Here is a 15,394-nt window from a genome sequence, read left to right as displayed (position 1 = left end):
TTTATTCATCTGCCCACCGTTATGCTTTCAAATCGTTCTTGGTCGAAAGATCTGATCGCTAGGTGGGCAATTAGTTCACTTCTTATCCAGAATTCAGGTTATTTAGTATTTATTTAACTAATCTTTCTCAAAGTTCAAACTCTTTTTTTACATTTTTGCTTTACAAAACATACGCGAATGAAAAGCAGTTAAAAGTAATTACATGTATCTGACTTTATAGGTTGGTATCTTGCTTATCATTCATGTGTTTATTTTATATGCCTTTAAGAGATTTAATTTGATAAGACTTGTTTTGAACTTTAACTAGGCTTATTATGAAGTTAGATGTCCTCATAGTTTAACAGGATAAAACTGCGGCCTCCTAAGCCGCTACTCCAGGTTCGAGTCCTGGTGGGGACACCATTTATACATTCTATTTTAAATAAAAGAACCTTTATAAAAAAGGTGCTAATTAGCACCTTTTAAAATTGAAACATAATTTAGACTCAAACTAAATTTTTAATAAATTTCATTAATTCATTTTTCATATCATCTCGTCTTAATGCGAATTCAATATTTGCCTTCATGTAACCTAATTTACTACCACAATCATGACTTTTCCCTTTCATGTAATAAGCTTCAACAACTTCGTTTTCCATCAGCATTGCAATTGAATCTGTTAATTGAATTTCATCACCTGCACCAGGCGCTGTACGCTTTAATAAAGGCCAAATATTTTCACTTAAGACATAACGCCCTACTACGGCTAAATCAGATGGCGCTTCATCTATCGAAGGTTTTTCCACCATACCTTTAATTTCTGCGGCGTGACCTGGTGCTAACTCAACGCCATTGATATCAACTATACCAAATTGATCGACTTGTTCATGTGGTACATTTTCAACCATAATCTGACTTTTTTGTGTTTCCGCAAAAATTCTTAACATATCAGCTAAATTATCTTTTTTAAGATCTGCGCTGTAATCGTCCATAATAACATCGGGAAGAATAACTACAAAAGGACTATCACCAATAATAGGGTGGGCGCAAGCAATTGCATGCCCAAGTCCTTTAGCAACACCTTGACGTACGTGAATAATAGTCACATCTTTGGGACAAATAGACTGTATATCATCAAGTAACTGACGCTTTACGCGCTTTTCAAGTGTTGCTTCTAATTCAAAACTTGTATCAAAATGGTTTTCTATCGCATTTTTACTACTATGCGTTACTAATACTATTTCTTTAATACCCGCTGAAATTGCTTCATTTACCACATATTGAATTAAAGGTTTATCTACAATTGGTAGCATTTCTTTTGGAATTGCTTTTGTTGCGGGTAACATTCTTGTACCAAGTCCTGCGACAGGTATTACGGCTTTTAATACTTTAGACATTTAAACTACTCTGTATTTTATAATACATAAAAATTATATAGCGATTGGAGCTTTAATTGCTGCATGCGAATCATAGTTTTCCAATATAAAATCTTCAAACTTAAAGCTAAATATATCTTTTACATCAGGATTAATTGACATCGTTGGTAAGGAAAATGGCGTACGGGATAGCTGCTCATCCACTTGTTCCATATGATTTAAGTATAAATGCGCATCACCAAAGGTATGGACAAAATCACCCAACTCTAAATCACACACTTGTGCCAACATCATAGTAAGTAACGCATAACTGGCGATATTAAATGGGACACCCAATAATATGTCGGCACTGCGTTGATACAACTGACAAGATAACTTCCCATCTAATACATAAAATTGAAATAAAGTATGACAAGGTGGCAATGCTTGTTTACCCATTGCCGCATTTTCTGAAGGGGAATAGTTTGTATCAGGTAAAACAGCTGGATTCCAAGCACTAATTATTAAACGGCGTGAATCTGGGTTTGTTTTTATTTGCTCTACTAATTCAGATATTTGATCTATTACCTGTCCATCGAGCCCACTCCAACTACGCCATTGCTTACCATAAACAGGACCAAGTTCACCTTCCTCAGTAGCCCAGCCATTCCAAATATTCACACCATTGTCTTTTAGGTATTTAATATTAGTATCGCCTTGTAAAAACCACAAAAGCTCATGAATTATAGATTTAAGATGACATTTTTTAGTTGTTACCAATGGAAAACCGTCACTTAAGTCGAAACGCATTTGATAACCAAAAACACTTATCGTTCCGGTTCCGGTTCTATCTTCTTTTTTAGTGCCCTGCTCTTTCACATGGCGCATTAAATCTAAATATTGTTTCATTTTTATACCTATTAAATAGCCGGAATATTTAAACGACTAACATACGAATTGCTATGATACTTAATATCACTGCAAAAATCTTTTTAATAATCTTAACAGGTAAATATTGCGTCGCTTTTGCTCCCAATTGTGCAAATATGGCAGACGTACTCACAATGGCAAGTAATGCAGGTAAATATACATACCCTAAAAACCCTTGATTTAAATTTGTAACAGACCAACCTGAAGAGATATAACCAAAAGTACCAAATAAAGCGATTATTATTCCACATGCAGCTGAACACCCTATGGCTTTTTTCATATTAACTGAAAAGTATGTTAATAAAGGAACTAATAAAGCCCCGCCTCCAATGCCTAACAAACCGGATAAACCACCCAAGCCAGTCGTCATCAGGGTCAAAATATTTTTTTGTGGTAACCTTCTGTGTGATTTTTGTTGGAAGTTAAGCAACATTCGTAAAGCGATAATAGAAACACATAGAGCAAAAATAACTTTTAATGTTTGAGCAGGAATAGAGCCTGCTACAAAGCCACTTATAAGTGCGCCTAACGCCACTCCAATCATAATCCATGGCATGATATTCCATGGAATATTACTATTTTTATGATGTGCTAATGCAGATGAACTAGAAGTAAAAATAATAGATGCCAAAGAAGTTGCTATTGCAATCACCATAACCTGCTCAATCACCACCAAGTTAAAATGCACTAAAATTGCACTTAAAAATGGCACAATAATCAATCCACCACCTATGCCTAACAACCCTGCAAGAAAACCAACAAAACAGCCTAAAAATGCACAACTAAGTACAATCCACAACAAATCACTCATGTTAATTCCAAACTTAATGATACAGCCAATTTTACATATGGCCGTAATTTTACTCTAAGCATCTTTTACTTTATACAATAGCTGACTCAAGCCGTGGGAAATTATAAAATTCCGTATCATTCTATGGACTTCAATAGCTGACGACTGTTGCAAACACATGTTAAGTAAGATTTTCATATCCGCTATTTTTAAACGCCGTAAAACCCATTTCACCTTATTTATTGAGCTGGGATTCATACTTAGGCTTTTATAACCCATAGCAACTAATAAAATAGCACCTTCGGGATCTGCAGCCAATTCACCACAAAGGCTAAAAGGTAATTCATATTCATTACAACTAGTTGCTATTTGATGTAATGCGCGTAAAACTGCAGGATGATAAGAATCAAATAACTCTGCTACCTGAGAATTAGTACGATCAACAGCTAATAAATACTGTGTAAGGTCATTACTTCCTACAGAGCAAAAATCTACTTTTTTTGCCCATTCAGGAAGTAAAAAAATACTTGAAGGCACTTCAAGCATAACACCTAGTTCTGGTCGTTCAATTTGATAAAACTGATCAGCCCATTCATCTTCAAGCTCAAAGTATGCCTGCTGTAATAACCTTTTAACTTCTTCAACTTCATTTACATTGGTAACCATAGGAAGTAATATTTTTAGATTACCTAAACCCGCATTTGCTTTAAGCATGGCCTTAAGTTGCTCTAAAAATAATTCAGGGTGATCCAAACTAAACCGAATCCCCCTCCAGCCTAAAAATGGATTTTCTTCATCAACATCAAAATAACTTAAAACCTTATCACCACCAATATCTAAGGTTCGCATGATCACGGGTGACGGATGATAACTTGTTAATACTTCACGATACCAAGTTTCTTGTTCTGATTGCGTAGGAAACCGTGATTTTTGCATAAACCAGGCTTCAGTCCGGTATAACCCTACCCCATCACAAAAGTGCGCATTAGTTAATTCTGTTGAAACCTCTAAACCTGCATTTAATAATAATTGAATGTGCTTACCATCTAAAGTAGTGGTATCTAATTCATATTCTGATTCAAACTGATCGTGTAAAATACCCTCTTGTTTTTTAAATTGACTATATTCTTGCTTCAAAGCTTTAGAGGGAGAGATATATACTTTTGATGCATAAGCATCAATGATCATTTCTTTACCATCAACTTGTAATAAAGGTAAATCTATCACCCCCCAAATAGCAGGTATGCCTAAAGCCTTTGTTAAGATAGAGGCATGGGAATTAGAACCACCACTTATACTAATAACCCCTATTAATTTTTCTTTTGGTATCTGGGCTATCATAGAAGGTGTTAATACATCAGTGACTAAAATCATATTATCAGGATACGTTTTTAAAGCATGCTCTGTGTCTATAACATGTTGCAAAACACGTAAACCTATATCTTGAACATCTATTGCTCGCTCTTTAATATAACTATCTTGCATTGCCATAAATTGGCCAACAATACTTTCAATCACACGCTTTAGCGCACTTTTTGCACACCATCCTTGTTTGATCTCTTTCTCTACTTTTTGACCTAAACTCTTTGCATCTAATAATTGCTGATAAACTTGAAAAACAGCCAACGCTTCACTTGGTAAAGTATCTGATAATTCTTGCGACATAATCAAAAATTCATTTCGTGTCGCTGCAACAGCTTGTCGAAATAATTTGATTTGCTCTAAATTACTACTTTTATCCTGATCTGTTTTTTTAACATCAAAGCTAGTAAAAGATAACTTTGGCATTACAACAAAAGCTTCTCCTATTGCAATACCAGGTGCACCTGAAGCCCCTTTTAAGCAAGACGTTTGATGTGTTTTTTCATCTTGTTTTAGTATTTCATTAACTTCTGCATGTGCCAGTTGAGACGCTAATTGCGCCGATAATGTAATTAAAAATGACTCTTCATCTTGACTAAAAACACGGGCTAAACTTTGTTGTATAACAATAACACCAATAATTTTTTTTTGATGAACTATAGGCACAGCTAAAAAAGCATTATAGTTATCTTCGTCTACATCAGGGGAATATATAAACCTAGGGTGGTCTTGAGCAAATGCAAGGTTTATTGGCTCTTCTCGTTGTGCGACTAAGCCCACCAGGCCTTCCGTGAAACCAATACGAAACTTACCAACGGCATCAGGGTTTAGCCCTTTAGTTGCCATTAAAACAAAGTTATCTTGATTATAATCAGCAAAATAAACCGAGCAACATTGGGTTTTCATTGACTCTTTAACTAAGGAGACAAAAGATTCTAATGCGCGATTTAAATCAGGTTGCTGAGATACAACCTGAGCTATTTTTCTAAGCCTTGCTAACATTTTATTTTATACCAATTCTATAAAGTTAGTGAGCAAATATAATGGTAATAAAATTTTAAGAGTAAGATGCTTAATTAAACAATTAAGCGTTACTAAAATTGAAAACATAGGCTTATAGTTCCTTGTTCTAAGTACTTCCACCCATGAAGTTAAAACAATTTTGTATATTTAGACCATTTAGAGTAGTCATATACTTAATCGAGTTGGTATCATGAATAACCAAAGATAAAAATACAATTAACGTTTCTTTTTAGTCTAAATAAATATTTAAATTAATATCTATTATCTCGCTGGCGCCAAACTTCTTTAGTATGTACATCTTTGCGATAAAAAGGCATAGCAATAGCAGAAAATTCTTTCATAACTCGTCGATACACATCTCGTTTAAATGACACGACCTGACGGACAGGATACCAATAACTTACCCAGCGCCAATCATCAAATTCAGGATGATTTGTTTTGAGCAAGTTTACATCTTCATCATTACACCTTAACTTTAATAAAAACCATTTTTGCTTTTGACCAATACAAACAGGGCTAGAATCACGCCGGATCAATCGTTTTGGTAATTTATAACGCAACCAATGTTTTGAACTTGCTACAATTTCAACATCTTCAGGCAAAAGCCCCACTTCTTCATGGAGTTCCCTGTACATTGTTTCTTCGGGGGTTTCCCCATCATCTACGCCACCTTGAGGGAATTGCCAAGAATGCTGTCCATAACGTCTAGCCCAAAAAACCTGACCTTGGTTGTTACAAATTACAATCCCAACATTGGCACGAAATCCGTCGGCATCAATCACCTACTAAACCCCATAATAACAGTCTCTTAAAAATTGCATTTTCTACTATTGATTGTTCCATAATGCACCTATTACAGCAAGGGTATGCTTATATTAATTGTAAATGTGAATAACATTTAATAAATACGATTATTTTACAAACAAATCCACAGATTAATATTCTAAACCTATGCTTTTCCACAGAATCTGTGGATAAATATGTTTATATATCTGTATTTCAATTTAAAAACTAAAAAAAACAAAAAAAAAACGAATGACACAACAATAAATACACAATAAAATCAACACTATAAACTAAAAGATTTATATTTAAGGCCCTAAAGCACCAACAAATTAAAAATCGAGTGAAAAACACACTAAAATAAAGTTATGCACTTTTTTCTTTACAAAGAAATGGTATTACAAAAAATAAAAGTAACTTATAAACAAAACTATAGTTAAAAATAATTTTTTGCTATAGTAGTCCTCCCAAAAAATTCTCGGTTCTTCTATGTCCATAAGCAGTCGCCCTAAAGCTCCACAATCTATAAATGAGTTATTATCCCGGATCGATGATATTGCGGGATTAACTGTCGGCGATTTGGCAAATAAATATCAATTTAAAACTCCCAAAGATTTATTAAGAGAGAAAGGTTGGATTGGACAATTAATAGAATGGGTTTTAGGCGCAATGGCTGGTTCAAAGCCTGAACCCGACTTTATAAATTTAGGTATAGAGCTAAAAACCTTACCCATTTCTTATGCAGGGAAGCCACTTGAAACAACGTTTGTATCTGTGGTGCCACTAAAAGAGTTACAAGGATTAACTTGGCAAAATTCTCCAGTTAAAAAAAAGTTAAATCATGTTTTATGGTTACCTATTTTGTCTGAAAGGGATATTGCTATAGAACAACGTATCATTGGTTCTGGATTTTTATGGCAACCTAGTCATTATGAAGAAGCTTTATTACGACGAGATTGGGAACAACAAATTGAAATGATTGCCTTAGGTGAAATAGAAAAAATAAATGGTAAACTTGGACAAGTTTTACAGATCAGACCAAAAGCAGCAAATGCTAAGGCATTAACAGATGCTATAGGCCCAAATGGTAAAATAATTCAAACTTTACCTAGAGGTTTTTATTTAAAAACCAACTTTACAGCTGATATTTTAAAAGCACAATTTAGCCTTTAGTTAATATATTGAAGTCATTTATAATGAATATTTAGTTTAAAACTTATTAAGACTAAACTCACAACCCGCTAAATTAATAATTGTATTTTCTTTCACTGGTACTTTTGCATATATTTCATGACTGTCTACTAATAATTTACCCAACCCATTTTTTACTGGCTCAATAAAAAAACCACATGAATAACTCAAATAAGCTAAAACCTTTGAATTATTCGTACAACCAATGTCGATAATACCTTTAGCATCAACACCTAAAGCCAAGCTATTGCCTAATAGAATCCACCTGGAATTTAAATCAAGCTCAAAATCAGGCCAAACAACTCCAAGACTACTATGCTCTAAAAACTGAAATGGTTCAGCTTTTAAAGACATAATAAGTGCTGAAGAATCACATTGACTTAAATCCAATTTTAATTGGCAGGTTTGTAATTGTTGTTTTACATCAATAGCCATATACAAGGTACTATTTGCCGTAATTTTTACGAGTTGATCATTAGCAAGCCGTTTGTCATTAAATTGACAAGCATATTTACTGCCTTTATCCGATAAGTAATATTCATTACCCTCAAATATAAACACACATTGTTTTCCTAATTCAGAAAGCAGTTTATAACCCAAACAAAAAGAATCTACAGCATTGCGTGATTTCGTTCCCAAAATACTTTTTTTACCTAACTCAAGCATGTTAGCGGTAAAAATATGAGTACCCGCCAATGCTTTGTCGGCTATGACATTACCTCTTATTGGTAAAGCAAGCTTGTCTATCGATTCTCGAATAAGTAACAAATTAGGCTCAAACCAATATTTCAATAATTTATTTTTTGTAATACTCACTAAAGTTTTATCTATAAAAAAATAAGCTAAATAATAGTTTTTATCCGCTATTGCTCTATCTACTTTTTTGAGTCTTTTATTTGTATTTAAATAATGCAGATAATAATAAAAAAAGCCAAATAACAATAAAACGACTAACAATAAAATGATATATAAACCGTCAAATTTTGTTGTACCTTTTACTATTGTGAATTTATTAATCGACTGCCTAAAATCAATTAAAACAGGTAACGCGTGTTGCTCAAAATGATTGTGTAATAGCTGATTTAATTCATCTGCATGATAAAGAGATGTAAGGGTGAGTTGTTTATTACCTTGCTGATTTAAAAATGCTTTTTGAACTGTAAAATCTGACAAAGCGATGTGGATTTTTTTTTCAGAGAGTGAATTTAGAAATACGTTTATCTGCTTCAATTCATTTATAGCAAATCTATCAAACTCTAATTCATATCTGTAACGTTTTGGTAAACGATTTATTTTTAACGATAATATATAACCCGCATCTTGCGCAAGCTGGTAAGCTTTATCAGTTTGCCATCGAATAAGACACTCATCCAAACAAGTATTAGCGATGTCATTATATTTCTTAGAATCACTGTAAGATTCTACTCTTTCACCAGAGTCTAAATCCACTAAGTAACTAGAAAGGTTAAACCGCATGCCTTTAACACTTGATGTTGTTTCATCGAATATATCGATTTGATAAACAATCGCTAAATTTATGCTAATTTGGGCAGCTTTAAAGTTATACGATTGAACAAGTGACAATAAATTGCTATCGGAGATAATAGTGCAATCTTTCGTTATACAATTTTTTAATTCTAATAAAGACTGATCAAAAACCGTAAAATTATTATTAACCAATTGCGTAGTTAAAGCACTTGTAATTCCTATGTAGACCTGAGGTGAAACCTTGTTATTACTTGCTGAAGTATTAGCTTGTGGTATAACAACTAGCTGCCAATTTGATTGTGAAAAAGCTTTTGTTGATAAAAAAAAAGTCATAATAAAAGTAATACGTAAAAGCTTACCAAACCTCATTATTTTCCTTAATTTCTTTATTCCTAAAAGTGATTCTTTTTACAGTAAAAGTATTCCCCTCAAAATTAATAATACTTTGCATGTCGAGCTCGGCTAACATTTTATTTAAATTTCGGTCTAATTTGGCCGTACCAATTGAAGATTGATACCAGATTTCGCTCCGTGTATGCCTTATTTCTATAGGTCGATGACGCGTATAACCAGAAAAGATAACAAGATACTCTTCAATCGCCATATATTCTTTGGCATTAAATCCATCAAAAATAAGTGCGTATTCCGTTACCATTTTATTATTTTTTGAGGGCTCAGATACATCACCATTATTCATCCACACTAATTTTTCAGCTAATACAGCCCCTAAATCATTAGCTAAAATACGAGATTTATCTCCTACTATAGTTAAAATACATTCTTGCTGGCACTGTGCCGGACCAGTAAAGTTTTTACCACTATCGATTTCAAAATTACCTAAATGTTTACCTGTTTTTACATTTAATAAACGTCCCATAAGTAAAGTATTAATCCGAGTATTAAATTCTAAATTTTGAGTACTTGCATAAATTTGAAATATTACCACAACATCTATAGGAGGTCTTTTACTCGCTCTAGCCACTTCAATTATTTCACTATCAGTTCTGCGAATATGGCTGCTATTATTTTCTAATAAAGTAAGTACAGCTTCATCATATACATCAAAACCTTTATCATGCATTTGGTTAATTAATGCATCTAATACCCGTTTAAAAACCCGACTACTTCTTGGTACTGAATCACCAGCGGCATCTTCACCTAATATAAGAATATTCGGTTTATCCGCAGCAAAAACGGGTAATAAAAAACACAGACTTAAAATAATGATTAATGCACGATTCCAAAAATTCATTCTGTTCCCAACCAATTAAGACACTTTATATTATGCAGCATTTACGCCAAATAAACAGTTAACAATCATTTTGCCATAATAACCTAGTGCGATTCATTTTAACTCCATCATAAGTAACATTTTTCAACCAAATATTACCTTGCGCAACCTGGTACTGCCCAGTGATAATTTTACTTTGATTATATTTTTTATTTTGGCTTAATTTTTTTATTAAAGTTAAATCAATTGATAAAGGGAAAAGGCGTACTGGCGTACCTGCTGCTAAACTTGAAAACTGATATTTTTCTGACTTGGTCATTTCCCCCTTAATAAGGCGGATGAAATCACTGAGCTTCACATTTTTAACATGGCTATTTTCAACTAAATTAATATTTCCTGCATTTAATACACCTAATCTCATTCCGGTACACTGTGTTAATAACTGAAATAACATTTCACGTTCACTGGTTAAATTTGGCCATGCAATTTCAATTGCAGGACCCTTACCATTTAATACATCCTGATAATTTTGCTCTGTTTGTTTTTTTGTTACTTGTTGATTAAATGCTTGCTCTTTTTTATCAAGTTTAACGACTTCAGCACTTTTATTAATGGCTGTAACTTCAACTGCGATAGGTTTTTCCAATTTTGATACTGGTTTTTCTATTACAGGAGGTAAAGGCAAGGTGGTTTTTGAAAAATGAATTTCAGCCAGTTTTTGTAAAGGTTTTAAAATTTGTTTGGGTCGTTCAATAGCAAATTGCTTACTAAGCTTCTCAGTCAAATGCTTAGTTTTTAACTTGTTAATTTTTTTTTGATGTATCATGCTAAAAATAATCACTAGGCATAAGGATATTATAAGAAAAAGAGACCATTTAAACTTGCTTATAAGCTTCAACATAATGAACGTCCTTAAATTAAGTTAAACTTATCTGATATAAATTAACTACCAGATAAACTACTCAGCGCCCTCATATTCATTTTATCTGCAATTTCTCTTAACGACATTTTACGCTCAGCTAAAACTTGAATACTTTCTTGCTGTGTTGAAAGGTCATTATTTTCCAGGTTAGTAACCTTGTTCTCAGTTGTCTTTTTTGATTTTCCAAGCGCCTCTTTATTTGCTATTTTCCCCTCTAGCATATTGATTTTAGTCTCAGCTGAAACAGTCATGTCTTGCATCTGCTTTTTAAGGGTATGCATTTGCTGTTCTAACAATGTAATAGTTTGACTTTGTACTTTATTTTTTTCTTGTAATTTTTTAAATTGACTCTCTATTGAATGAGATATATCAACCAACATTTTTTGTGTTGTTTTTTCTGAACTATCATTTAAAAATAAACCAGATAACCATGTATTACTCGTAGTATTACTAAATGCTAAGTAACCTAGCGCAGTAATAAGACTCAAATAAAATATGCTGTAAATAAATGTTTTCATGTTTTCCACCTTACTATTTAATTAAACCATCATTTATAAAATGACTATTTAATCACGCTCTTGTTTATTAGGAATCGCTCTTAATGAAACCCAAGCCCTGATCAAATTAGCTGTGGGCAACCCTATAACCGTTGTCATAAAAGCTGTCGAAAAATGTGTTGTTAACTCACCAATGATTAAATGAACAGTGTCAGGCGTTAAAGATTGTTGCCCTAAAGATCCTATGCCTAAACTTATCCCTAATAAGGTAAAAGTGAGGGCTAATGTCGCAATGCCATTCGATACTTGAATACCGACTTCATACCAATAATCAGCATTAACGGCAGTTTTAACTTTAGCCCCAGCATAAATACCTATAATCAAAAGTAAGCTATAACAGAATATAAAACTCCAACTAAAAACCTTTTCTAACCAAACAAATAAATCAGCCAGGTTCATCTGCATAATAAAACTTACCAAAGCTAATAAAATTATGCCGAGCCCTACCATTAAGCCTATCGTACTTTTTATATTCTGATTAAAGTGCATTATGATAGGAAACTCTTTAATCTCTATTGAAGACATTAGCGACGTCCTTTTTTAGTTGATAAGATGCTATTACTAGATATATTTAATTCGCTCAACCATAACTCCATAGGTAGAATATTTTTTTCTGCACTAGCATGGATTAGGAAAGTGAGTTCATAATTCTTAAAGGCTCTTTGCACAATAGCCGACTGGTTATTCAGTAAACGATCATCTCGTAATACCATCCGCTCAATATCAGTTAAACGACGATAACGAGTACTCATACTCATTTGTTGTTGACTTGATGATATTTGATCACTTGTAAATGTATTTATCATAGCGGCACGTTCTCTTTCTAAATTCTCAAGTGTTAAAGCTGATTGTGCATTTACTGAGATTGAAAAAACACTTGTTAACAGCATGATAGATAAGGCGATAATAACGGTCTTTTTTTTCATTACTTTATTCATGATATTCTCCAATATATTTTATAAAAATAAATCTGCAACTGTTGATGGTGATGTTAGCTCTTGTCTTTTAACGTCCATTTCATCGCTGCCGTAAGACATTTGGTATTCCATTTCATTTGCATCAAGTGCAACAAGTCTAGCCATATAACTTAATAACAAGCCCTCTTGATCTAATAGCGACTGTTCTGACGACACATCTATTAATAGTTGACGTAAATATTCTTGCGAAGTCACTTCTACACCATTTAAAGTGGGAGATTTATTTGCACTATGTTTACTGATTTTATTTTTAAGTTGATTAATTTTATCTAAATTAGTTGCATACTCAGTAGCATATGGAGAAGCTTCATCATAACCGCCATTCACTAAATGTTGATCAACTCGGGTGATCATTTTTTCCATACGCGCTCTGGCTGCTTTTTGAGATTTACGAAGCTGAAACCCTAAACTACTTGTATTTGATTCATTTTTTGCCACTATTTTATCTAAAATGTTTAAGTATAAATCTTGTTTTGTAGCTAAAGCGCGCTGCCTAAGCGCTTGGCTTTCTTGTAACAAATCTAAGTAGTGTGATTTTTGTTGTAATAGGTCATGACGCTTATCTAATAAGTCATCATCTTGTGCATTTGCTAATTGTTCTCCTATCGTTTTCATATTATCAACAGTGCTGAGCATTTCTTTTTCAATATTACTTACACGTGAGGCCATAGGTGACATATTAAAGTCTTGCTCTATACGCTTTTCAATAATATTTACAGGTAAACGAATTAACTTATCACTGGCAACAGGCTGCCAACTAACTTGACTTTCTTTGCCACTCGTTGAACTTAGCGCTGAAAAGCTCAAACACACAAATGTAGCTGAAATTAATACTTTTTTTAAAAACATGACACTCTCCTCATAAAACGTTAACAAATTAATGATTTAACCAATGTTGACGTCGCTTAAGTTCTTCTCTTAATTCTGGGCTTATATTTAAAGAAACCATCTTTTGTGCGTTAACTGATGAAGGCTCTAATAAAGCCGTTGCAGTATCAACCAAGGAAGTGTAATCATTAAAATATAAATCTTGCCCAGGAAATGCAGTCTTAAATTGTACAAATGCAATTTTTGCTTGGCTTATATCTCCACCTTTTATAAAGTTAAAGATAGAAAGTGCATGAAGCTGCATGACTTCTTCTGAAATTTGTAGTGGTGTTTGCAATGAAAAATCATCGATACAGTTCGATAACAAACGTGCCGAAGCTAAATATTGTGCCGTTGAGTTTGATGTTCTGGCTGCATTATCAAGTGCTAATGCATTTTGCTTGCAGTTAGAATCAAGTTTAGGTATTTGTACATACAGTGGCTCTGAACTTTTCGGTGCAACAACCGCTTTATGTTGTACTGATTGATTAGCAACAGGTTTAATTTCATTACTATTTGATGTTGAAGAACATCCTGATAATAATGCAATGCCTGCTGTTATGGCTAAATAACTTATATGATGCTTTTTCATTTTTCACTCCAAAAATCGTGAATCGTTTGGTATGAAATAAACTATGAAAAGCTTTGGGAAGTTTTTTGTGATTATTTGTAATTAAATATTGAATATAAGATAAATAAAATTAAAAAGTCATCATTTTATGTTGGAATATTGTAGCATTGATAGAAAGTCGTTTTAATATACCACTCACCGAAACATAACTAACACGATGATTTAGCATGGATTTTTCAATTTCAGAAATAAATAATGCTTGTTTTTCCTCTGTAATAGGATCTGCCAAAGATAATAAATAATAGTGTAAATCATGCTTTAATTTATTTGGAAATGTAATTACCCAACCCTGTTTTGCTAAAATCAGATTAATTACCTCACCACCTTCTTTAGCAAAAAAAATAACTTGTTTTGTATTTTTAGGCGCAGCAAAATACAACTCGCATAACTTTTCAAAATCTAAACTTTTAAAACGCTCATTCTTTTCAAAAATTTTAACTGGAGTCACAGCTGTATCACATTTATTAAAATCTGAGTTTAAATAGGCTGACTTTCTAACATACGCTAATAAATAAGGCTTAAAGTCATGCTTTTTATTCTCATAAAGATCAGGAGTTATCCCTCTTTCATCAAACTTAACCAAACTAGATTCTACTCGTTTTAATTGATGAAACTCTAAATAAAATACAAATAACACACCCAGTAAAATTAAACAGGCGATTATTTTAATATTTTTGTATTCATTCGCTTGCATGTGCTTAAGCAAAAAATATTTTTGATTTTTTACAATCAATTCATTTTTAATGATAGGTAAAATCGCAATCACATCAATGATATTATTTGCTTCAGAATAATATTCTTCATATGAACTTAAATTTTTTTGAGCTTCCTTTTTATCTTGTACAGGCAGGATAAACTGAGTATCAAAGCCTTGTGATCTCCAAGAAATTAATTTAGGTTCAGCAAGTTTTAATTTTAGTGATATATGAGCAACATTTTGCACTGACTTATCTTTTATGTTTATCTCACCCGTAAAGCAAAATATTTTGTCGCCTTTACAAGGATCTCCATTGCCCAAAAGATTATGAAATTTAAGATAATGCGCAATATAAAAACCCAGTTGCCAGCTATTACCATGATCTATATTGCCAGAAACATCCACGCGGTAAGACTCACCGCCAAAATCCTTTTGGATTATTCCTGAGCCCTTTTTTACAAAGTTATGATAAGCATTACTAATATTTAAAGATTGGGCAGTACCATTTAAGCAAACAATCGACATAACATCAGAATCATCAATTAATTCAATATCCTGAACAGCAACTAAACCTTGTGTTGTGGCTATAAAAACATGACACTTCATATATA

General features: G+C 32.9%; 15 protein-coding genes and 1 tRNA gene. 2 read left to right on the top strand and 14 right to left on the bottom strand.

Translation table 11 applies throughout. The features are described 5' to 3' along the window. Positions 1–326: 326 nt before the first annotated feature. Positions 327–402 (top strand) — tRNA-Arg (locus BM088_RS22450). Positions 403–485: 83 nt separating this feature from the next. On the opposite strand, the gene galU is transcribed toward BM088_RS22450, so the two are convergent. The 5 genes from galU to rppH all read right to left on the bottom strand — a co-directional run bounded on the left by galU (position 486) and on the right by rppH (position 6,221). Further along, entirely contained in the window at positions 486–1,376 is an 891-nt protein-coding gene (gene galU, locus BM088_RS22445; RefSeq protein ID WP_091990127.1) for a UTP--glucose-1-phosphate uridylyltransferase GalU, read from the bottom strand. 33 nt (positions 1,377–1,409) lie between these two features. Next, a complete protein-coding gene (locus BM088_RS22440; RefSeq protein ID WP_091990124.1) occupies positions 1,410–2,243 on the bottom strand; it encodes a thymidylate synthase in 834 nt (277 codons plus the stop codon). A 28-nt stretch (positions 2,244–2,271) separates the two neighbouring features. Beyond that, positions 2,272–3,075, bottom strand: a complete 804-nt coding sequence (locus BM088_RS22435) for a sulfite exporter TauE/SafE family protein (protein ID WP_091990121.1) — start codon at positions 3,073–3,075, stop codon at positions 2,272–2,274. Positions 3,076–3,129: 54 nt separating this feature from the next. Next, complete coding sequence (gene ptsP / locus BM088_RS22430; protein ID WP_091990118.1) at positions 3,130–5,418, bottom strand: phosphoenolpyruvate--protein phosphotransferase; 2,289 nt, start codon at positions 5,416–5,418, stop codon at positions 3,130–3,132. A 272-nt stretch (positions 5,419–5,690) separates the two neighbouring features. Continuing rightward, complete coding sequence (gene rppH / locus BM088_RS22425) at positions 5,691–6,221, bottom strand: RNA pyrophosphohydrolase (protein WP_091990116.1); 531 nt, start codon at positions 6,219–6,221, stop codon at positions 5,691–5,693. Between the two features lie 490 nt (positions 6,222–6,711). Here rppH and mutH point away from each other — a divergent pair, with 490 nt between their 5' ends. Further along, positions 6,712–7,395 carry a DNA mismatch repair endonuclease MutH gene (gene mutH, locus BM088_RS22420; RefSeq protein WP_091990114.1) on the top strand — a complete coding sequence of 228 codons (684 nt, stop codon included), beginning with the start codon at positions 6,712–6,714 and terminating at the stop codon, positions 7,393–7,395. Between the two features lie 36 nt (positions 7,396–7,431). Here the strand turns inward: mutH and BM088_RS22415 are convergent, their stop codons facing one another. The 9 genes from BM088_RS22415 to BM088_RS22375 all read right to left on the bottom strand — a co-directional run bounded on the left by BM088_RS22415 (position 7,432) and on the right by BM088_RS22375 (position 15,389). Continuing rightward, entirely contained in the window at positions 7,432–9,270 is a 1,839-nt protein-coding gene (locus tag BM088_RS22415) for a hypothetical protein (RefSeq protein WP_091990111.1), read from the bottom strand. After that, positions 9,257–10,153, bottom strand: a complete 897-nt coding sequence (locus tag BM088_RS22410) for a hypothetical protein (protein WP_091990108.1) — start codon at positions 10,151–10,153, stop codon at positions 9,257–9,259. Before BM088_RS22410 ends, BM088_RS22415 begins: the two co-directional genes overlap by 14 nt. A gap of 58 nt (positions 10,154–10,211) precedes the next feature. Continuing rightward, positions 10,212–10,958, bottom strand: a complete 747-nt coding sequence (locus BM088_RS22405) for a hypothetical protein (RefSeq protein ID WP_091990105.1) — start codon at positions 10,956–10,958, stop codon at positions 10,212–10,214. 116 nt (positions 10,959–11,074) lie between these two features. After that, entirely contained in the window at positions 11,075–11,572 is a 498-nt protein-coding gene (locus BM088_RS22400) for a hypothetical protein (RefSeq protein ID WP_091990102.1), read from the bottom strand. 48 nt (positions 11,573–11,620) lie between these two features. Then, positions 11,621–12,136, bottom strand: coding sequence for a hypothetical protein (locus BM088_RS22395; RefSeq protein WP_245763896.1), 516 nt, complete (start codon positions 12,134–12,136; stop codon positions 11,621–11,623). Beyond that, on the bottom strand, positions 12,136–12,549 hold the full coding sequence (locus BM088_RS22390) for a hypothetical protein (RefSeq protein WP_245763895.1): 414 nt from the start codon (positions 12,547–12,549) through the stop codon (positions 12,136–12,138). The genes BM088_RS22395 and BM088_RS22390 overlap by 1 nt, the downstream gene beginning before the upstream one ends. An 18-nt stretch (positions 12,550–12,567) precedes the next feature. Continuing rightward, the gene (locus BM088_RS22385) at positions 12,568–13,437 is read right to left on the bottom strand and encodes a hypothetical protein (protein WP_245763894.1); all 870 of its coding nucleotides are present in this window, start codon (positions 13,435–13,437) and stop codon (positions 12,568–12,570) included. 28 nt (positions 13,438–13,465) lie between these two features. Further along, positions 13,466–14,047, bottom strand: a complete 582-nt coding sequence (locus tag BM088_RS22380; protein WP_091990099.1) for a hypothetical protein — start codon at positions 14,045–14,047, stop codon at positions 13,466–13,468. A 109-nt stretch (positions 14,048–14,156) separates the two neighbouring features. Next, positions 14,157–15,389 (bottom strand): hypothetical protein, encoded by a 1,233-nt coding sequence (locus tag BM088_RS22375; RefSeq protein WP_091990096.1) that lies wholly within the window; start codon positions 15,387–15,389, stop codon positions 14,157–14,159. Between the last annotated feature and the right edge of the window lie 5 nt (positions 15,390–15,394).

The sequence above is a fragment of the Pseudoalteromonas denitrificans DSM 6059 genome, assembly GCF_900112265.1.
Classification (GTDB): domain Bacteria; phylum Pseudomonadota; class Gammaproteobacteria; order Enterobacterales; family Alteromonadaceae; genus Pseudoalteromonas; species Pseudoalteromonas denitrificans.
This window is presented reverse-complemented; position numbering and strand designations above follow the sequence as displayed.

Coding starts and splice junctions, on each gene's coding strand:
- galU (WP_091990127.1), bottom strand. CDS start 1,376: ATGTCTAAAGTATTAAAAGCCGTAATACCTGTCGCAGGACTTGGTACA.
- BM088_RS22440 (WP_091990124.1), bottom strand. CDS start 2,243: ATGAAACAATATTTAGATTTAATGCGCCATGTGAAAGAGCAGGGCACT.
- BM088_RS22435 (WP_091990121.1), bottom strand. CDS start 3,075: ATGAGTGATTTGTTGTGGATTGTACTTAGTTGTGCATTTTTAGGCTGT.
- ptsP (WP_091990118.1), bottom strand. CDS start 5,418: ATGTTAGCAAGGCTTAGAAAAATAGCTCAGGTTGTATCTCAGCAACCT.
- mutH (WP_091990114.1), top strand. CDS start 6,712: ATGTCCATAAGCAGTCGCCCTAAAGCTCCACAATCTATAAATGAGTTA.
- BM088_RS22415 (WP_091990111.1), bottom strand. CDS start 9,270: ATGAGGTTTGGTAAGCTTTTACGTATTACTTTTATTATGACTTTTTTT.
- BM088_RS22410 (WP_091990108.1), bottom strand. CDS start 10,153: ATGAATTTTTGGAATCGTGCATTAATCATTATTTTAAGTCTGTGTTTT.
- BM088_RS22405 (WP_091990105.1), bottom strand. CDS start 10,958: ATGATACATCAAAAAAAAATTAACAAGTTAAAAACTAAGCATTTGACT.
- BM088_RS22400 (WP_091990102.1), bottom strand. CDS start 11,572: ATGAAAACATTTATTTACAGCATATTTTATTTGAGTCTTATTACTGCG.
- BM088_RS22395 (WP_245763896.1), bottom strand. CDS start 12,136: ATGTCTTCAATAGAGATTAAAGAGTTTCCTATCATAATGCACTTTAAT.
- BM088_RS22390 (WP_245763895.1), bottom strand. CDS start 12,549: ATGAATAAAGTAATGAAAAAAAAGACCGTTATTATCGCCTTATCTATC.
- BM088_RS22385 (WP_245763894.1), bottom strand. CDS start 13,437: ATGTTTTTAAAAAAAGTATTAATTTCAGCTACATTTGTGTGTTTGAGC.
- BM088_RS22380 (WP_091990099.1), bottom strand. CDS start 14,047: ATGAAAAAGCATCATATAAGTTATTTAGCCATAACAGCAGGCATTGCA.
- BM088_RS22375 (WP_091990096.1), bottom strand. CDS start 15,389: ATGAAGTGTCATGTTTTTATAGCCACAACACAAGGTTTAGTTGCTGTT.